Annotated in this window: 22 protein-coding genes; 11 read left to right on the top strand and 11 right to left on the bottom strand. The window is 41.0% G+C overall.

What is annotated here, in order from left to right:
- Nucleotides 1-256 precede the first annotated feature (256 nt).
- The 5 genes from ACZ444_RS12115 to ACZ444_RS12135 all read right to left on the bottom strand — a co-directional run bounded on the left by ACZ444_RS12115 (nt 257) and on the right by ACZ444_RS12135 (nt 5,276).
- Nucleotides 257-508: a hypothetical protein gene (locus ACZ444_RS12115; RefSeq protein ID WP_382358129.1), complete on the bottom strand. Its 252-nt coding sequence runs from the start codon at nt 506-508 to the stop codon at nt 257-259.
- A gap of 257 nt (nt 509-765) precedes the next feature.
- A complete protein-coding gene (locus ACZ444_RS12120) occupies nt 766-1,938 on the bottom strand; it encodes an AAA family ATPase (protein ID WP_382358130.1) in 1,173 nt (390 codons plus the stop codon).
- A 133-nt stretch (nt 1,939-2,071) separates the two neighbouring features.
- Nucleotides 2,072-3,265 (bottom strand): IS256 family transposase, encoded by a 1,194-nt coding sequence (locus tag ACZ444_RS12125; protein ID WP_464433219.1) that lies wholly within the window; start codon nt 3,263-3,265, stop codon nt 2,072-2,074.
- 358 nt (nt 3,266-3,623) lie between these two features.
- A complete protein-coding gene (locus ACZ444_RS12130; RefSeq protein WP_382358677.1) occupies nt 3,624-4,049 on the bottom strand; it encodes a universal stress protein in 426 nt (141 codons plus the stop codon).
- Between the two features lie 21 nt (nt 4,050-4,070).
- Nucleotides 4,071-5,276, bottom strand: a complete 1,206-nt coding sequence (locus ACZ444_RS12135) for an MFS transporter (protein WP_464433323.1) — start codon at nt 5,274-5,276, stop codon at nt 4,071-4,073.
- Nucleotides 5,277-5,406: 130 nt separating this feature from the next.
- Here ACZ444_RS12135 and ACZ444_RS12140 point away from each other — a divergent pair, with 130 nt between their 5' ends.
- Nucleotides 5,407-6,294, top strand: coding sequence for a LysR family transcriptional regulator (locus tag ACZ444_RS12140; protein WP_382358679.1), 888 nt, complete (start codon nt 5,407-5,409; stop codon nt 6,292-6,294).
- 126 nt (nt 6,295-6,420) lie between these two features.
- Here the strand turns inward: ACZ444_RS12140 and ACZ444_RS12145 are convergent, their stop codons facing one another.
- Together ACZ444_RS12145 and ACZ444_RS12150 are read right to left on the bottom strand one after the other, a co-directional pair.
- On the bottom strand, nt 6,421-7,827 hold the full coding sequence (locus ACZ444_RS12145) for a YfcC family protein (RefSeq protein ID WP_382358680.1): 1,407 nt from the start codon (nt 7,825-7,827) through the stop codon (nt 6,421-6,423).
- A 97-nt stretch (nt 7,828-7,924) separates the two neighbouring features.
- Nucleotides 7,925-9,082, bottom strand: a complete 1,158-nt coding sequence (locus ACZ444_RS12150; protein ID WP_382358681.1) for a M20 family metallopeptidase — start codon at nt 9,080-9,082, stop codon at nt 7,925-7,927.
- Nucleotides 9,083-9,365: 283 nt separating this feature from the next.
- Between ACZ444_RS12150 and ACZ444_RS12155 the strand changes: the two genes are divergently transcribed.
- The 8 genes from ACZ444_RS12155 (at nt 9,366) to ACZ444_RS12190 (ending at nt 15,133) form a co-directional block, all read left to right on the top strand.
- Nucleotides 9,366-9,608, top strand: a complete 243-nt coding sequence (locus ACZ444_RS12155; RefSeq protein WP_382358682.1) for a DUF4190 domain-containing protein — start codon at nt 9,366-9,368, stop codon at nt 9,606-9,608.
- A 79-nt stretch (nt 9,609-9,687) separates the two neighbouring features.
- The gene (locus ACZ444_RS12160) at nt 9,688-9,828 is read left to right on the top strand and encodes a lmo0937 family membrane protein (protein ID WP_382358683.1); all 141 of its coding nucleotides are present in this window, start codon (nt 9,688-9,690) and stop codon (nt 9,826-9,828) included.
- Between the two features lie 83 nt (nt 9,829-9,911).
- Nucleotides 9,912-10,703, top strand: a complete 792-nt coding sequence (locus tag ACZ444_RS12165; RefSeq protein WP_382358684.1) for a VLRF1 family aeRF1-type release factor — start codon at nt 9,912-9,914, stop codon at nt 10,701-10,703.
- Between the two features lie 667 nt (nt 10,704-11,370).
- Nucleotides 11,371-11,577: a hypothetical protein gene (locus ACZ444_RS12170; protein WP_382358685.1), complete on the top strand. Its 207-nt coding sequence runs from the start codon at nt 11,371-11,373 to the stop codon at nt 11,575-11,577.
- Nucleotides 11,578-11,708: 131 nt separating this feature from the next.
- A complete protein-coding gene (locus ACZ444_RS12175; RefSeq protein ID WP_382358686.1) occupies nt 11,709-11,945 on the top strand; it encodes a hypothetical protein in 237 nt (78 codons plus the stop codon).
- A 441-nt stretch (nt 11,946-12,386) separates the two neighbouring features.
- Nucleotides 12,387-12,917 (top strand): hypothetical protein, encoded by a 531-nt coding sequence (locus tag ACZ444_RS12180; protein ID WP_382358687.1) that lies wholly within the window; start codon nt 12,387-12,389, stop codon nt 12,915-12,917.
- A 182-nt stretch (nt 12,918-13,099) separates the two neighbouring features.
- Complete coding sequence (locus ACZ444_RS12185; protein ID WP_382358688.1) at nt 13,100-14,083, top strand: DUF3231 family protein; 984 nt, start codon at nt 13,100-13,102, stop codon at nt 14,081-14,083.
- A gap of 756 nt (nt 14,084-14,839) precedes the next feature.
- Nucleotides 14,840-15,133: a DUF3923 family protein gene (locus ACZ444_RS12190; RefSeq protein ID WP_382358734.1), complete on the top strand. Its 294-nt coding sequence runs from the start codon at nt 14,840-14,842 to the stop codon at nt 15,131-15,133.
- On the opposite strand, the gene ACZ444_RS12195 is transcribed toward ACZ444_RS12190, so the two are convergent.
- Together ACZ444_RS12195 and ACZ444_RS12200 are read right to left on the bottom strand one after the other, a co-directional pair.
- Entirely contained in the window at nt 15,062-15,544 is a 483-nt protein-coding gene (locus ACZ444_RS12195; protein WP_382358689.1) for a hypothetical protein, read from the bottom strand. The two genes, ACZ444_RS12190 and ACZ444_RS12195, sit on opposite strands and share 72 nt — an antisense overlap.
- A complete protein-coding gene (locus tag ACZ444_RS12200) occupies nt 15,541-16,131 on the bottom strand; it encodes a CBO0543 family protein (RefSeq protein ID WP_382358690.1) in 591 nt (196 codons plus the stop codon). Before ACZ444_RS12200 ends, ACZ444_RS12195 begins: the two co-directional genes overlap by 4 nt.
- Before the next feature lie 135 nt (nt 16,132-16,266).
- Here ACZ444_RS12200 and ACZ444_RS12205 point away from each other — a divergent pair, with 135 nt between their 5' ends.
- Both ACZ444_RS12205 and ACZ444_RS12210 read left to right on the top strand, forming a co-directional pair.
- Nucleotides 16,267-17,112, top strand: coding sequence for an ATP-binding cassette domain-containing protein (locus ACZ444_RS12205; protein ID WP_382358691.1), 846 nt, complete (start codon nt 16,267-16,269; stop codon nt 17,110-17,112).
- Complete coding sequence (locus tag ACZ444_RS12210; protein WP_382358692.1) at nt 17,109-17,825, top strand: ABC transporter permease; 717 nt, start codon at nt 17,109-17,111, stop codon at nt 17,823-17,825. The genes ACZ444_RS12205 and ACZ444_RS12210 overlap by 4 nt, the downstream gene beginning before the upstream one ends.
- 447 nt (nt 17,826-18,272) lie before the next feature.
- Here the strand turns inward: ACZ444_RS12210 and ACZ444_RS12215 are convergent, their stop codons facing one another.
- Nucleotides 18,273-18,986: an arylamine N-acetyltransferase family protein gene (locus ACZ444_RS12215; protein ID WP_382358693.1), complete on the bottom strand. Its 714-nt coding sequence runs from the start codon at nt 18,984-18,986 to the stop codon at nt 18,273-18,275.
- Nucleotides 18,987-19,124: 138 nt separating this feature from the next.
- Nucleotides 19,125-19,532, bottom strand: coding sequence for a hypothetical protein (locus ACZ444_RS12220; RefSeq protein ID WP_382358694.1), 408 nt, complete (start codon nt 19,530-19,532; stop codon nt 19,125-19,127).
- Nucleotides 19,533-19,635 lie beyond the last annotated feature (103 nt).

Consider the following 19,635-nt stretch of genomic DNA (forward strand, 5'->3'; position numbering starts at 1 on the left):
CTCAATTTTAACACCTTGAGCAAACTTACCTGCTGCAGAAAATTTAACTGAATGTGAAAAGCAGTTTGTATAAATGGATTAGATGAAAAGATGGTCATAGAAAAAGGAAGACCCTTCCCTGCAGAGTTAGCATACAACATCTACAAGAGATCTTCCCTATATACTATCTTAATAAAAATTTGCCTGAAGCACTGGCTCAGAGTCTGGATATTTTATACATTTTTCGCTCATTGGAAATCAACGATTAATATGGCTGTTATTTAATTAATCGTTGATAAATAGTACTATCTTTATATTTTGTTTTAGAGTGATAAACCCTAATAGCATTCTTTAACTTATCTATATCACTGAAATAGTCTTTAAATACGTTATAATTTTTTATATTACTCATTTTAAGTTGCTGCTTAACATAGTCACTTGGCTTCAGCCCTTTTTTGGAATAATCATCATAACAATCCTCTGCATGTATAATAAGCATCTCTATTTCTGGAGCAGTAATGACATTCACAATTTCTTCGACTTTTTTTCAAAAGGTCCCGTAATTTGAAAGTTTTCATTTATTGAATCCAGTATTCGATAAATCCTGATTTTTTCATTCATAGTCTTATTTAAAACGTTTTTTTGAAAGCTCTTAGCACTTCTATATTTTAGAACTTCCCCTTCTAACATTTCTGACCGTGTAAAGTTTAAACAATCATGATCCAATAATAAATCTATAACAGCTCTTTCAGCGTTTCCCTCGCAAATACAAGCGACCATGCTCATTTATTTCGACTCCATTTTATTTCGTATATTTTTTCCAAGCTGCAAAAAATAATTTTTTAATCCCATATAAGCTTCATATGAAGGAGCCGTTTTCCCTAAATAACTACTCTGATATACGTCACTCTTCTTAAAATCATTTCTATCCAATAAATCATACATGTTTTTCAAATGCAAAGTCTCTTCTTTAAAGCTAATATATATAGTATCATTTCTGTCAAATTCATCTAAAAGTGCTGCATAATGTGTCGTGAAAATTAGCGTAGCACCCATTACGTTAATATCTTTGTGTTTGAACATTTGTATAATCATTCTTACAATCGCTTCATTAAAATGGTTTTCCAATTCATCTACAATTAGAAAGCCACCGCTGGCCATAACATTTTCGATTCCTGCGAAGACATTCAATCCTTTGATGGTACCTGAAGACAGATATATAGGTAATTGCAAAGGATCATATATATAAATAATATCCTCTTTGTTTTTAAATTTTAATTGAATATGTATTTTTCCTTCAGAATTACCATCATAAGACACATACTCAATATTATCATCTAGAAATTGAATGACCTCGGTCGGTACATCCCCTATTACTCTCATTAAATTAATGTTTGTATCCTGCAGCTGATCAACCACGATAGGATTTGTACCATGCTTTTTCTTAAGTGATATCATAATACTCATATAATCAGAGAGAAAAGATAATTCTTCTTTTGAACGTACAGTATCTAAATGGTGATCTGTGAATTCAAGCAATTTTATTCTGCTTAAAGTTTTCGTTTGTTTCTTTATCCAGAGTCTTTCTTCATCAAAAATCGGCTCACCATCTTCTGCTGGTTTTATCAAGGATTGAATTTTATATAAATTAATTCCGTCAGAAAAATATGCCTCTGCCGTTATAGTTTGATTTTGCAATAAAACCCGATGGTCTTTATCATTCACTTTTCCTTCTCGTAAGTAAATATCAAGTATCAATGAAATCCAACGTAAAGCCGTTGTTTTTCCTGAAGCATTGATTCCAATAATACCTAAAATATCTTGCTTATATATAGAACTAAATAAGTGAGTCAAATTCTCGCTGTTATTATCAGTCACTCGTTGTCGAGCTATAAAGTCTAATTCAAGTCCATCCCGAAAGAGATTTATCCCATTTATAGATAAGTGTAACAATTTCAAGATAACACCTCCATAAACATAATGTCTGTTTATAATATAACTTATATACTATTATTAGCTAAAAGGGGGCGTCAATAATTTTGTGTAAATGACCCTATCCCTTTTGAATTTAGTTAGCCAGTGTTTTAGTCGTTTAAACTTGTTCCTCCAGCGATTCAAACATCTGCAGTAATTCAGGCTTTGCTTTTTTGAAGCCTCTGTGGCACCGCATACCGAACTTATGGTTATAATCTAAAAACTGGGTCACCAGGAAACGTTCCAGGGCATCTTCATTTGGAAATTGTTCTTTGCGTTTGACGTAGCGTTTGATTTCCTTGTTAAATCCTTCGATGAGGTTTGTTGTATAGATGCTGGATCGGATGGATGCCGGAAAATCATAAAACGTTAATAAGCGATCCTGTTTCATCACGGCATCGACAGCACGTGGATACGTCTTATGCCATTTGTTTTGAAATTGTTCCAGGGCATTTAAAGCATCCTGGCGGCTTTCAGCCTCATAGACAGCCCTGAAATCATCCAGAATGACGGCACGATCTTTCACACGTACTTTGTTAGCGATGTTGCGGGAAACATGAACGCAGCACACCTGATGTTTAGCCTTGGGATAGACACGATGCAGCGCATCCGTCATGCCGTTCAAGCCGTCCGAAATGAAAAGAAGGACGTGTTCAACACCGCGATCATATAAGCGCTGAACGAGCTCCTCCCACACCTCGGCGGATTCCGTTGGGGCGATGGTGAAGTCGAGCACTTCTTTGCCGCCATCTTCCGCAATGCCAATGGCGATATAGACCGATTCCTTTTCAACGCTTTGACGCCGGATTGGAATTTGCGTGGCATCCAGATAAATGCAGACATAACGCTGTTCCAGCGTTCGCTCATGAAAAGCCTTAACATCTTCTGACACAAGCTGTGTCAGGTTGGATACAGTTTGTTTGGAATAGTGCTGACCATACATTTTTTCGATCAAATCGGCGATTTCATCCGTTGTGATGCCCTTTTCGTACAGGTGGATGATAAACTGTTCCAGTGTGTCGTTGGAACGTTTATAGGGTGCCAGGGTTTGTTGCTGAAAGGCACCGTTGCGATCTCTGGGAATATGCAGCTCAAGGTTGCCGTATTCTGTCTTAAACGTACGGCCATAAAATCCGTTACGGGAATTACCAGAGTTAACGCCAGCCTGCTCATAAGGCTCATAGTCCAGAAAAGCTGTTAATTCGTGTTTTAAAAGCTGATTGATCGCTGTTTCCAAGTGATGGCGAAAAACTTCTTCAATATCCTGTTTTTGGGCTAGTGATTCAAGCAAATCTGTAGTAAGATGGCTCATAGGGAAGACCTCCTGTGGGTGTGTTTTGGCTAACTCTATTCTACAGGAAAGGGTCTTCCTTTTTCTATGACCATTATTGAGTCATTGCGATTTACACAAACTATTTTACGCTCTCAGCTAAAAACACTTTGTTTAAACAGTTATTGACGTTTATTGTAACATAATTCAATATCCAGTCCTATTATTATTTTGTCTCTTTTTATCAAAGACACTATAAGCTTAACACATAAAAAACGCATTACAGCTACAATATGAGCTAACACAAAACGTGTGATTATAAGAATCCCCCTTTAAATAGGATCATTAAAGGGGGAATAAGAATCTATAAAACAAACAGCTTTTAATCTAAAATCATCTATCACCGAACAACCAACACCGGGACGTCCGAATGATGCACGACGTAATGACTGGTGCTCCCTAAGAGCTCCTTAACGCCTGTTAATCCGCGGCTGCCGATAACAATCAAATCACAATCCTGATCTGTGGCGTGTTCTAATATCGCTCGAGGTGCTTTTCCTTCCACGACAGTAAAGTCCATCTGATTGGGAAGTCCCTCCAATTTTTCGTTTGCTTCGGCGAGAACTTTATCACCGTGTTCATGCATCGACTTCTGCATATCTTCAAATACATCGCCAATGACATAAGGCGTCTGAGGCAGTTCAACAGCATATAAGACACTGATTTGAATAGAGGCATTCGCCTCAGCAATCGCCACTGTTTTTTCCAATGCCTGTTCAGCTACATCTGATCCATCATAAGCGAGTACGACTTTTTCGCAAAACATACATCTCACCTGCTTTTTAAATTAATGATTCGCCGCTTCTGCGTGATCTTCTGAATGCTTTTGGCTTCGGGTTTTCAATAAATAGATACCATAAATAATAATGAAAATCACCATACAAATGGAAGAAATCCGGTACATCATGGCATAGCTAGTAGCTGCAGCAACAGAACTCAGTACAAGTGATCCTAATGCGACACCTAAATCCATGAAAGATAAAAAGGTGCCGTTTGCTGCCCCTTTACGATTTGAAGCTGACCGGTCAATAGCCCATGCCTGCAGCGACGGCTGGACCGCTCCAAAACTTAAACCATAAAAGACGGACGTTAGAATCAGCATCGGAATCGTCGTCGTAAACGATAAAAGCAGCAAGCCAATCAGCATTAAAATAGCTCCTGGAAATATGACGATAGCAGGTCCTTTACTGTCAAATAACTTGCCAATAAACGGCCGGCTAATCAGGATCATGAAACAATGACCCACAAAATAAATCCAAATGTTCTCGATGCCTATCTCTTCACCGAATAAGGCTATAAAGCTCATCAATCCGCCAAACGGGACGGCTAAAAATAAACAAAGCAATGATGGCAGCAATGCTTTCTTTTCAAAAAGGCTTTTCCAAAAGGATTCTTTTTGCGCGTTGGCTGGTTCAGGTTGTTTTTCCTGTTTTGGAATGGAAATACCTTGTGTTAATATAAATCCAATTACCATAAAGACCGTTGTCAGAACAAGGATCATATTAAAATCATAATGATTCAGCACCGAAATACCAATGATCGGTGCGATAGATGTGGCAAGAATAACCGATAAGGCATAATAGCCTGTCCCTTCCCCGCGCCGGGCATCCGGAACATTATCGGCCATAATCGTCGCGATCGCTGTTGAGGTCATGCCCCATCCTGCGCCTTGGAACAAACGCAACAGCGGCAGCATCGCTACAATGGAAAACGCGAAGAAACTTACGTTAAACAAAATCAGAACCAAAAAACCGATAAGCAGAAATGGTTTCCGGCCAATGGTATCGGCGCCTTTTCCGGTTATGGACCGAAAGACCAATGCGGAGAACGCAAATAAACTGACGACCAAACCGGCTTGCAGTTCGCTCCCGCCCATACTTTTAACATAAACCGGCAATGTCGGGATCAGCATTTGAAATCCCTGATAAACAAATAAGTTAGCGACAACAACTAAAATAAAGTTTTTGGACCATAATTTATTAGTCGAATCCATCGTTTCACTCCTATTCATCTAAACTATAAAAAATAGCACCTCCCAAGGCTAACAAGGGTTCTTATATATGAAAAATATATATAATATGATAATGTTATAATGTAAAAGATATAGGGCGAGGGTGATCAAAATGGATTTAAAGCAGTTGTCTTATTTTAAGACCATAGCGGATGCCGGAAGTATTTCGAAAGCGGCGAAAATCCTGTACATGGCCCAGCCACCGCTTAGTCAGAATTTAAAGCGATTGGAAACCGAACTGGATGCCACCTTAATCCATCGAAGTAATCAGCAGTGGGAGCTGACAGAAGCAGGCAATACGTTATACCAGCATGCTGTCAACATGCTGCAATCGTCTGCGGATATCGTAACGGAGATTCAAGAAATCAGTCAGGGAACACGCGGCACATTAGCAATCGGGGTATCGTCAACATGTATTTCCTATTTGCCTGAGGTGATTAAAACATTCCGGGCTGCTCACCCCAACATCTATTTGAAAGTCTGGCGCGGCGATTCGTCTTATTTGGAGGAATTGCTTCAGGAAGGCATCATTGAATTAGCATTCATGCTGCTGCCGATGGCACTGGACGCGTATCACTTTTCCAGACTTCCATCTGAGCCGTTTGTCATCGCAGCGCCCAGGCAGTGGGAAGAGCAGCCCATCACGGAAAATGTGCAGCTGCAGCAAATTGCGAGCTATCCATTTCTAATGCTTGCGCCTATGGAGGGTTATTCGGTTTACGAGAATATTATCCAGCATTTTCACAAACGCAATCTTTCGCCGAATGTTATTATGGAGTGTAAAGATATCTCGACATTATTAGCCCTTGTTGCTTCAGGCGTCGGACTGTCAATCCTGCCTAAATCAGCTATCCAAAAAGCCTTTTATCACGATATCGTGGCGATTGATATGACGTATTTCGGTTTTTACATTGAACCATCTGTCGTATGGCTAAAGAATCATCGTCTATCCAAGGCGGCAGACCTTTTTCTTAAATATGCTAATACCAGTCAGTACTAACAGGCTGGCACGTCTCAATGGTGGTGAAAGACAACCATTAAAGATGCGCCCTGTTAAAGAACTCCATTCGACAAAAACCGGGTCGTGACAGGCACCAAAGGGAGACAGGCACCAAAGAGGCACCCATCAACTCGGCCAAATAACGGTATGAGCTACTATCAGGAGTGCGGCGCCCAGTACGTATTGGATAGCGAGCAGCGGCAGGATCCAGCGTATCCATTTAATCCAGGAAATCCGGGCGATCGCTAAGGAACCCATAACAATACCGGATGTTGGTAAAAACACATTGGAGATAGCATCCCCGAGCTGGAAGGCAAAGACGGCTGCCTGACGGCTAACCCCTGCCAGATCAGATAGCGGGGTCATAATCGGCATCGTCAAAGCTGCCTGACCGCTGCCGGATGGAACAAGAAAATTCATGACCGCCTGAACACCATACATCCCAACGGCGGAAAAACTGGTCGGTACCTGACTTAACCAAGTCGAAATGGTATTTAACACGGTGTCAATGGTGGAACTTTCCTGGAGTACAGCTAAAATGCCATAAGCAAATCCAACCGACACAGCTGCCAGAACAATATCCTTGCACCCCTCAACAAATTTTTCGGCGATCTGATTTAGCCGCATACCGTAGATGATGCCGGCCACAATTCCCATCAGCAAAAACAGACCAGCTATTTCCTTGATGTACCAGTCGAACAGCATAACGCCGACTGCAAGACCGACAATCGTGAGTAAAAACAGGCCAATAATAATGACTTGTCTCCGCAGCAATGTTACGTCACCTGAGTCTGCAACCTCGTAGGATTGATCAATCTGATGCATCGAACTGGAAGCTGGATCTTTTTTAATTTTCCGGGCATACAGCATGACAAAAGCGATGCTGATACCCGTGAATAACACCCATGCTAATATGCGAAAGCCTAAGCCTGAAAATAACGGCAATTCGGCGATCCCCTGGGCAACACCTACCGTAAATGGATTAAGAAACGCGCCGGCATAACCGGCATATACCCCAACCAGCACCATGGCCACGCCGACTATGGAATCATAGCCAATTCTTAATGCCAGCGGTATAAATATCAGCACAAACGGAATTGTTTCTTCTGACATGCCAAATGTCGCCCCGCCAAGCGAAAAGAGTGTCATGACAATCGGGATGATGAGAATCTCTTTCCCTTTCATTTTTTCAGAGATTCGGATTAAACTCGTATCAATTGATTTGGTAGCATTCAATACGCCAAAGGCACCGCCAATAATCAGGATAAAGGCAATAATTCCTGACCCTTCTACCATCCCTTTATGCACCATTTGGAATATATCAAAAAAGCCGATGGGATTATCTTCTACTTGATGGTAGGTTCCTTCAACGATTTCGGTTTGCCCGTCGTCTGTATCAACGCGGTCAAATTCACCGGCAGGAATAAAATGCGTCAGGATCGAGAAAATAATAATCATACCAAATAAAAGAACAAAAACATGGGGGAATTCAAATTTCTTCTTGTTGCCGATTGTGTTCCCTGATTTTTTCATGGAACCTCCCTTTCAAATTAATTATTTTAATTTTACAAATATTAAGATTACAAGTGGCCAGATGTCCAACTGACAGCCACCTGGCCTTCCATTGATTTTATTTTTTCGTCTGATTAAATTCTGTTTGTATTGACGCCAGCAGACTGGAATCGGTCAACACATCATAACCGGTCCCGGCAAGCGACAGCACGCCTTTCCTGATGAAACCCTGTCCGTCCTCTGTAACGGTGGTATCGGCAAAACGCCTGGTATGCGGAACCAGACTGGCATCATTCATCCCAATATGCGGGTGAATGGCCGGAACAACCTGGCTGACATTGCCTACATCACTTGATCCCGACGCCTCACCAGCTGGTTCAATCGCCTCGTCGCTTATGTCTTTTAGATGCTTCAGGAATTGATCTGACAGACGTTTATTCGTGACTAAGTTGTCATTGCTGAGTTCATAGTTGGATATGGCTACGGTTGCGCCTGTCATGCTGGCAGCCCCGTCAGCGATGCCTTTGACTTTTTCCACAACGTTATTTAACGTGCTGCGCGTCTCGGCCCGGAAGTAGAATTGCGCCACGGCATAGTCCGGAACAACATTAGCTGCTTTTCCTCCCTGCGGAATAATACCATGCATACGCACATCAGCAGGCACGTGCTCGCGCAAGGCGTTGATGCCATTAAACAGCTGAATAACGCTATCCAGCGCATTAACACCCTCTTCCGGTGCTGCGGCAGCATGTGATGATTTTCCGGTGAATGCAAACTGGATGGCATCCAAAGCAAGTGTCGGGCCACTTTCCTCAGCCACGCCACCCGGATGAGCCATCATCGCCAGATCCACATCGGCAAAAATGCCCTGTTCAGCCATCGGCACTTTGGCCCCGTCCGTTTCTTCAGCGGGCGTTCCGAATATGACTACTTTTCCACCAGTCTCCTCAAGCATTTTACTCAGGACAATACCAGCACCAATACTCGTGGCCGCAATCAGATTATGGCCGCATCCATGGCCGATATCCGGCAATGCATCGTATTCAGCCAGATAAGCGATCGTCGGACCGGGTTTGTCACTAGCGAATTCCGCGCGAAAGGATGTCGGCACATCAACCAGTCCGGTTTCCACGGCAAAATCATGTTTCTCCAGGTAATCAACGAGCAGCTGCATTGAATTAAATTCTGCATTTCCAAGCTCCGGATGATGGTACAACTGTTCACTAATGCGAACTAAATCGTCTTGAATCGCATTGAATTCATTAAGCAAACCCATAGAAAAGCCCTCCAATATAAGAATAATGAATGTATATTTATGCTTATTAATTAATAATAATGCATTATCAGACGATCGTCAATAACGATTTTAACGGTTAACGAACGCTTTCAAGCACCATCAAACAAAAAAATCGCTTCAATAGGGATACATGCCCTATCGGCGATTTTTATACTTGCCTTAAAACAGGACTGTCATAGACGTGTTATTTAATGCATAAAGACTGATTAAGCCGACCATATTAGTGTATAATACTGTATCATTTTCAAAGAGGGTGCTGGGCATGACGCCACAAACGAAACAGCCATACAGCGGTAAAGCCATTACCATTTTAGTGTTAGGAATTCTCTCGCTTGTCACCCAAGAATGGATCGGTCTCATCCTTGGCATTGCTGGCATTGTTTTGTACGTAAAAGCCAAAAACGACATATCGCAGCAGGAGGTGTCTGGCAAAGGCATGGCAATAGCCGGATTGATTCTGAGTATCGTTGGGGTGCTGATGCAGTTTTTTGATGTAATTGATTAGTTTGCTGTGTTTTAAATGCAACCATACATGGGAATGTAAATATTGCAGAGCTTAATAATAAATAAGGTGAGATGTAAAAATGCTTTGGACCATATTAATTATTTTATTTATTCTGTGGCTGATTGGTTTTTCCTTCCACATTGCCGGTGGTTTGATCCACATTATTTTGGTCATTGCTGTCATTCTGCTTGTTGTTAAAATCATACGAGCAATACTTTGAATTGAGCTGTATTCTAAGTGTGAATCCGGCACAAAACAATACTGAATATATTACACGTAAAAAGAAAGGAAGATTGCATGCTAATGAAAGATTATCTTAAACAATTGGAAAACACGGCTTATGAGGAGCCGAAAAAGGTATTTACCCTATATCTCAACACGGATCCCCGTGACCCTGAGCAACAGGCTGATGAATGGAAAATAAGACTCAAAAATGCCTTGAAAGATCTGGCTAATAAAACACAGGACAGTGACTCGCATGAAGAAAAGAACCAAGCCAAAGAAATTCGGGAAAAAGTCGAAAACGAAATTTATGGTAAGGAAAATGAATTAAAGCGCAGCATCATTTTATTTGCTACATCAGATGAAGACTTATGGTTCTCAGAGGCTCTTAATATTCCGGTTACAACAGAGTATCATTGGGACAACAAGCCTCACACGGAACAATTGCAAAATCTTCTTTCGGATTATCCGCACTCGGGCGTTCTGGTTATTCAACAGGACCGGGCACAGCTGATTGAAACTGAAATCGGTATGGTGCTTAACACCGACTATTATAAACTGGATCTGAACACAGATAATTGGCGCGAGCATCAAGGCCCGCAAGGAAGTGACTGGACACAGGGCGGCGCCAAAAAAGATGAATACCAAGAGCGCGTTGAAGCTCATCAGCAGCGCTGGTTCAAAAGCCTGGCTGAAACCATACAGAAAAAGGCTAAACAACAAGGCTGGGACGAGCTTCAGCTAGTCGGTGAAAACGATGAGATTAAGCATCTGAAGGATTATTTTGATCGGAAAATCAATAAAATGGTCCCGCGTAATTTGTTAGATGAAAACCCAAGCAAAATTGTAGCTGACGTCTTTGAGGAAGAATAAGTTTTTTGAGACATAAAAGACTAACAAGACAGTCCTTGCGAAGGGCTGTCTTGTTGTATAAAGAAAGGACTGTTTGTAGTAAGACTTTACTCCCCTATTTCCCCTCTCAAACTCTCCTTGTCTCTGTTTTCGATTCAACGCGTAAGAATTCTCCGCATCCGGACAAAAAACAATGACGAACACCTTGAAATATGTTAAACTAATATTCAGTTAATTTGGTAAATCCCATGCAAGAGGAACGCAGCGTGAACAAATACCGAGAGCGCACTATTTGCATTCCATCTGCCATTTTTATTTTTTCTTAGAACGGCTTTAGGCTACGTTACACCTTCTTTTCTTCCCTCAATTAAATTACTCCATTTCATTCATTGCGGATTTAGGTGTCCATTGGCTAGATTATTGAATGAAAACTTAAAATCGAAAGGCTGTTTATCTCGATGAAATACGCGCTCAAACATAATACAGCAACCTATATTGCCGTATTATATGCAGCTGTTATCTTGGGTTGGATCGTTATGACAAGATGATGCGACGTTTATAAAATCCTTTGGAGACTGTTCTGCAGCCTTTGATAAATCTTTGAAACAGACGGTCTCGTGGTTTAGATAAATAGCTGTCGTGCTATCACAAAGGCACTAGCTACTCATTAAAAAATGGGGGTTTATAAATGACAAAACACAACAGAATGGGATTGACTGCTTCACTGTTTGCGTTAGTTGGCATCCCTGTTATTTTTCTGATTATATCCCTATACACTGGGGATTGGGGCTTTTTTCTTTTAAGCCTGCCAGCCGCTTTTGTCGCCGGTTTATCAGGATTGATCACGACAATCCAACAGATCAAAAAGGATAAATCAGACGGAACAGAGAGCTGAAGGCGGTCATACTGCGGCAGAAAGGACTGTCGATTGCCTTAATCATATCAGGTACAGCGTCATTTTTGGGTTCCCTTAACATTTGAATAGTGTGTATAATGAAAGTATAACCATAAAAAGGAGGTTCTTTAATGACATCCTGGACGCCTTGGCTTATCGCAGGCATGATAACAGCTGTTTTGATCTATGCTATTTTAAGTATTTATTTAAGGAGATCGATAGGCTTATATCTTGCCGCCGTTTTTCATGTTTTTCTGGGAATTTTATCGCTGCCATCGATCGGTTTATATGTATTGGGATTAGCCATTCTCGAGTTAATCACAGGTGTTACTATGTCCGTAAAAATGTCAGCTAAAAAAGCTTCTTAAATCAGAATTAAACGACTAATCATCCAAGAGGCGTTCTTGCAGTGAAAAGCGTTATTAGCCGATCAATTTTATCAGCCGTCATCATTGCTGTCGTTGTATGAATCGCCAGTATCCTTTTCACCTTTTCCTATAGTGAATGGAGTTTTTTTATTGGTCTGGGTTTATCAGTTATTATTTATTTTTTTAATAGCAGTGGCGGTGTTTTATCTAAAGGAGCGATTTTTGAGACAAGTGAATCTGTATGGAAAGTCCAAAAAGAAAGCAGCAAACTGAAGGCACATGTTGGTGCTGCATTCTATGGCTCTGTTCTTTATACAATTGTCAGCTTAATCGCTACGATTTTTTTATTTTTTTAAATCTTTAGCGTCCATTCGTACTAATGACGGGGAGGTATTCGAAATAATACAAACTAGGATTGTTTATCGACTTGTTATCCCTTTTGTGATACTAGGCGTTGTTTTATTAAGTGCAGGCTGTTCAGCAGACAGCTCGGAATCCGAACCAGAAGATGAAAACATAACGACTTTAGAAGCCGTTTTGGAAAACACGTTTACAGGGCCAGATAAAAAATTAAATCGATTGACTGATCCTGAGAATATCAATGTTCCTGATGATCAGGATGAAACAAATAAGGTGGTATCGCCGGCTGATACGGAACTGGATTCATATTCAGAAGACATGTACCAGTCTTATTTCACGGAAGATATGTACGAGGAATACATCGGTCGCTACGTTTATTCTTATCAGGCAAAAGAAAACGATGACATGAACGTTGCGGACATTGATATTAAGCAAAAGAGTTCAGATGAAATCATCTATGACTTTACAGCCAACGTAGCATACCAGAAGGAAGACGCAGACAAGCAGCATTTTAAAATAAAAGGTCAGGCCAATTTTTCGGAAGAGGGAGACATTAAGCGGTTTAAATTTAACGCTGACGACGGGTTAGCAAAAGCCGTTTCTGAAAGCTAACCATTTATTATAGACGACAAAGGCTGTTCATCAATTGGGTCACTCGCTACAATAGTATCTTGAGTATTTGAACTCAGATTATTCTTTTAAGGGTGTTTTTAGCTTGTCAGATTCCTCCTAAATACATATTTTTGAGAACGAAACAAAGGCTAATCTTAAAACATGCATTTAGGAGGACCCGTATGAATGAGCAACCTAAGATGAGTTCCACTGAGCTGGGTGCGCTATGGATGACATACCATAAAAAAGGTGTCATTTTGCGAATGCTGGAGTACTTTATTGAAAAAGCTGATGATCCAAAAGCTAAAGATCTTATGTCAGGTTTGTGGAAAGAAATTCACCCAAAAGCAATCGAAATAAAAACATTGCTTGAAAACGAGGGTAGTGCTGTTCCCGAAGGTTTTACCAAAAAAGATATTAACCTTGAAGCATCCAAGCTGTGGGACAATGGTTTCGACATTATGTTCAGCCGTATTTTGAAGCAAGTCAGTATGGGTATATACGTCCTTCATCTAACAATGACTTACCGGAAAGATATCATTAAGCTTTATAAAGAACTGACCGAGATAACCGAAACCTATTATGACCATTTCACACAATACCTTATTGAAGAAAGATTCCTTTCTCGCCCCAACTATGTCACAATGCCAAAATCGACTGGCTATATAACCGATAAGAATTATGCCAAAGGAACGAATATAATGGGGAATAAACGACCACTCAACACAGTTGAATTTGGTGTTTTATATCGTTATATTGAGACAAATATTACGGGCATGCAGCTGATGGATGGCTTTATACAGACAACGCAGGACGAAGATGTAAAAAAGTACTTTACGAAAGGGCGAGAGCTGGCGAAAGAGATTATAAGTGAAACATCAGATATTCTTCTCGAAAATGGTATCCAGCCCCCCGCCACACCTGGAGGCACTGTTACAAGTTCAACTATACCACCTTTTTCTGAAAAACTGATGATGTTCTGTAATTATCTGTTAGGCGGCCTTGCTATTGGCGGAGGCGGTTTCGGCGCCGGCTTTAATTTACGGAATGATTTGCAGATCAAAACCGGGATTTTTGCCAAGGACGAATTTGAATATCAACGGGAAGGCACCAAGCTCATGATGTCTAAAGGCTGGTTTGAAGAACCCCCAAAAATGAATCTTTAATCCATCACCCCGAGCGGTTTTTAAACCGTACTATGATAACAAGCACGGGAGAGTCTGTCTCAAGCTGGGCAGACTTTTAATTTCTCGCGTCACCTTATGCAATGTTTTTCCAAATTATCCGATCCTGGTTAAATGAGTGAATGAATCATGATAAAATTAAGTTAAAACCATTTTCGGTAAATTTATCATTCAACACCATTTGCCTAACAACCAAGGAGGTAGACGATGACGCAATATCACCTGAATATTATAATCATTGTGTTTAGTGTGACTGGATTCCTCGCCTTATTCACTTATGGGCTCAATCTTAACTTCGGTCTGGGCCAAATAGTCCTATTGATAGCTGGAGGGTACGGTATCTACCTCAACCTTCGGGAAATTAAAAACACCTGGGAGCATTAATCATGTTTGATAAAGAATTCTTCATCACTATATTTTTGGTTTATATCACATTAGACGTCTAAAAAAATACGCAGCTGACGCATGTCTGGATCCTTAACCAGGTGATTGAGTTATCGGTATGTCTTGCTGTTTTCGTCATATTTGCTGCTATATGGAAAAAGGTCACAAAAGAAAATTTTAGAGCCATCCGAAATGACTTATTTAATCGAATCATATGTTAAAGTTTCAGATAGATTAAGCTGCAGACTTAAGGATGCCATTGGTTAGAATGGTTGACGATGGAAAACGTTTAGTAAAACAGGTATATATTCACAGTCATCATACAAATTCAAACGAGTCTGAATTTTGCTGTTTGTGACGGGGACAGCTGTTATTTGGCTGAGAGAAGTTGATGGTGCTGGTGTTCCGCAAACACCTGAGATTAAATTAGTCAATCGGGCGTTTATCAGGAACAAGCGCCCGATTGAAGGAACATTTAGACAGAATGGCCAATCGCTCCCCTTTAAACTGACGAGAGAAAACAATAGCCTGAAACGGCTGGCCGAGCAATTGGAAAAAACGGCATCGCGCCCGGTGTCAATAATCAGTTCGCTTACGCACGAAACGTTTTTCAATCAAATGGCCTATAAATCCGGCGATAAGTCCTAGTAATATGCCGCTTATAACAGGGCTCGCAAACGGCGTGTGCATCGTCCAGGAAAAGTAAAGTGTAATGCCTATCACCATTCCAACAACAGATCCCACGAAAAAGCCGGTCAAATCCATGCCTTGTTTCCCATTTAGCACTCTGGCCTGGTTATACGCCTGCCACATAGAAAAGGCATAAACGGAAGGGTAAAATAATCCCCATTCAAAGTTAACAATGTCATGAGCCTGCTCGAAGTCTAATTGGATCGTATAATACAGGGATAAATTTATCTCGGCTTGTAAGTTCACATATAGTTCCCATGCCATGAGAACCAAGGCCCAGACATAATCACGATTATAAATTTGACCAAATCCCGGCAAGCCAACAGCCCAGGCTAAAGCTACAATGGGCGATTTTTTTTGATCCTTCATGTCGCGTCTTCCTCACCTTGTTTGGTTGATCGTGCTCGCCTTTGAATAGCCATCATCTTGTGTGTTAAGGCTTTAATACCGATACCCATCGCAATGTAAATCGGGAAGGAATAGATAAATTTCCATGTATTTAAGTGATATATACCTAACAACTCGAAGACAGGCTCTGCCACAAATGTTCCGATAGCGGCTAAAGCAATCGTTGCCCAAATATATGGTTTCCATTTCGTAAACCATTGGTATATCAGCATGTAAGCGACCGGTAAAACGGCAAGGTCAACAGGATTAAGCGGCGTTATTATTTGGACAACTTTGTATCCATAAGTCCAAAAAGACAAGGAATCACCTGTAACATCAAGAATCGTAGCCAGGATTCCTATGCACAGCCCCACGAACAGAATCTCCAGGAGCCGGCTTGTGTCTAATGCTTTTAGCCAGATAAAGATGACAACAAGCGTCAAAATAATTAAGAGCCACCAATTAAATGTGAAAAGAACATCGTTTACCCAACGTTCGTAATTTGCTTCAAACATTTGCTGTTTTACATCGTAAAGCTTTTGGATCGAGACGGAAGGTTGTTGTTTCATTAAGTAACCGCCTTTAATGGTTTTGTTTACTTAGACTTTCCCAAGAGATAAATTTTATGCCACGATTGAACCAAATTATGGCATAATGAATGCATATATTGCTTGGTATCTTATATAGCGAATCGGAGTGTATTCATGACGACATTAATTGAAGCGCAAGAGCTTACTAAGAAATACTCTGTCAGACTCTTTTCTAATCTTTCACTGTCTGTTAATCATGGTGAAGTCCTTGTGATAAGGGGCAACAACGGCTCGGGCAAAAGTACGCTCTTGAAAATACTTGCCGGCATCACAGAACCGACACATGGTACCATTAAGCGCATGAAACCAGATTTGATAATCAGCTATGTACCGGAAAAATTCCCAGACGATATTCGTTTTACTGCAAAACAATATCTCTATCATATGGGCAGGATTCAGGGACTCACAAAACCGGAATTGCAAGATCGTATATCATCGCTTCTCAGGCAATTTCGCTTGGAAAGCGAGCATGCTAATGCTATTCATACGTTTTCCAAAGGTATGAAACAAAAAGTCGGCATCATGCAGGCTCTATTGGCGAAACCGGATATTCTTTTGCTGGATGAGCCGCTTTCAGGCCTTGATACGGGTACACAGGATGACTTGGAGTCAATTTTATATCAATTGAAGTTGGATGGCATGACGATTTTAGTCGCCTGTCATGAGCAAAAACGCTTTAACAGTATCGTTGACAGGGGCATTATTTTGGGTGATCAGCCGATTCAATCGGAATATTATCCTGCCGGGGAACTGCCGCATCGTGTCATCATTCAAGCCGATACCAACGCCCAAAAACTCGACTTTCTATATGGAATAGCTGGCGTGATAGATAAGGAACCAATAGATGATGGGGATGTTATTCGGCTGGATGTTGAGCCGTTTGCCAGTGACCGCATTCTGCTTGCACTTATCCAGCACGGTTGCTCCATTCAATCCCTGCATACGGAGAGCGAAAAATGAAGGAATTAGTCAGTTATTACGTCTCAGATTATATAAAATCATACCGCTATGTTCCACCGCTTACAATTTATCTGATCGCAGTCGTCATTAATTACACTTATAAGCCAAGCCCGGTGTTAAGCAGTACAGCCATGACGGCGGTGTATTTATTTTTGCTTATGGCCTGGTTTACACTGACTTTTTTCCATACAGAAAATCCTGTCCAGCAGCATTTAACGATTCTTCATGCAAAGAGCAAGGCGAAAGTGTTTTTAGCCAAATATATAACGATGTCTTTATGCGTCATCGCTCTTTCTGCCTCCTCCGTGGCTTATCCAGTAGTTTTGGGTATGTTCGGGGCAACTATTTCGATTCCTAAATTAACCATCGGATTTCTCAGTCACATCTTTCTCGGCGTTCTATCAGTATCGATAACAGCTTTATTCACAAGACACATTGCCAAAAATTCGGGAATGGCCTGGCTTGGTATTATTTTTGTATTGCTTGCCTCCATTGCCTCTGCCGGTTTGCATGATGCATTGCCGCATGCCCTGCAGTGGATTGCATGGGCTCTGCCACCCGTACCGTATTTGATGTCTTTAATGGGAGGAACCAATGCTGCATCAATTTTTCCGGCGATCGGTTTTGTTTATGTGTGGCTAGCGATATATTCCGCCATTTTAATCTTAATGTTTTTCTGGATTCAGCATCGGGGATATCAGGGTTCCTGCTAGAAGGTTAGACTAGAGGTGCGTTCGTTGAATAAAGTAGCGAAGGCTGTCTAATTGTATACTTTTTCCGGGAAACGCTTAATAATAAATGCATACATGTTAAAATATGTATAACAGTAGACCAGCATCATATGAGGGGTGGGTGTTCTGGAGCCTTCCAAGAAGGGAGATGACGCCAGTGGACACAGCAAACGTATTAACGCTGATGATTTCTTTCGGCACGTTGATAGCGTTTATTATGTCCGACAAATCCTAATAACCCCTCATATGCTTGGCGGCCGTGAAGGGTTATTTAGCCACATGCGCCACCCCTCTTAATGGAGATGGTCTATTGTACCGTAGGCATTAAACAAATGCCTACGGTTTTCATTATATGACCATCCTCCATGATTATACCCCACATTTTTAAAAAAGAAAACTAAATTTTTTATGGATAGCGTATGCACATGATTATAAATGGATATTGAAGTATTTTTCCAATACAGTGGTTTTTTCACTGTCACTGACGGTCGTCTCCTGCTTTTCGCCGTGCCGCGTGATGATGAAGGCATTACCCGAAAGCGTCATACGGCCTTCTATAGTGGCCAATGATACGATGTCTTTTTGAGTAAAATGAGATTTTGGCGAGGTTTGATTAAAATAACATGCCTCCTCAAAATCTGCTAATTCCTTAGGCGTTGTATCAAAGCGAAATAGCGTGTCCCATTTATGTTCATTTTTCTTTCTTTGCAGGTCAAAAATATTCTCCCTCACCTTGACGGCACGGTAAACACCGCTTACATCCTCACAGGGCTCTCCTGTTAAAGGGATAGGCTTCCTTGCAGAGTCTCCAAAACCGACATCAACCAGATAAGGCTGGTCGAACTCAACAATCTGAGCTGCATGGCTGCCTTCTTTAGCCCATGAGCCATCGGGACGGCTAACGGTAGCCGATATAAAGCAACTATTGAAACCCAGCGTTTGCAATAACCAGTTGAACAAACCGTTTAATTCATAACAAAAACCGCCGCGTTTGTTCAGCACAATCTTTTTATAATACGTTTCGACGTCTAATGGAATCGGAACCTGATGCATCACATCCAAATTTTCAAAAGGAACATGGAGCATATGCTGTAACTGAAGTTCGCTTAGTGTCTCTAAATTTACCTCTTTTACACGGTCCATACCTATTCGTTGTAAATAGGAATTAACATTCATTTTAAGATGCCCTTTCTACACATTAGTGATTGATTTATTATCCTTTTCCGCAGCGAACATATAATCCAGCAGTGATTTATCAACCATAGATTTTGGTGTTAATTCTCATTTCTTAGGACGCTTTTTCTCTAACTGTTCATAAATGTCATTCACAGGATACCCATGAACATGAGCAATGTCGATCTTAACTTCTTTAAGTTTAATTTGGATCTGTTTGCCATTAAATTTAACGTCCTGAATATCGCTGTACTTTGCGGATTGCGAATGCCCTTTTTCCTCGACACGCAGTTCGCATTCAGTCAGGACAACCCGTTTGTCCCTGTCCTTCATGTAGGTAATCGGAAGAACAATTAAACCGCCTGCCAAAAGGCCGGTGAGCGCAAATAACAGCAGACTGACAATACTGGATCCCTTCCCCTGCATAAAAAGCGCGATGACAAACACTGCTAATGCAGCGGGAATTCCAAACGTCAGCATCTGCTTATAAACTGTATTCGTTCCATAAAACGTCATGCTGCTATGCCCCCTTGCTATGAAACGTTTCTTTTACAACACCGTACAATGTTCTATCTATTAATTCAACAAATGAGCGTTTAATACATATACAAGAACTTTC

Source organism: Lentibacillus kimchii, from assembly GCF_055381965.1.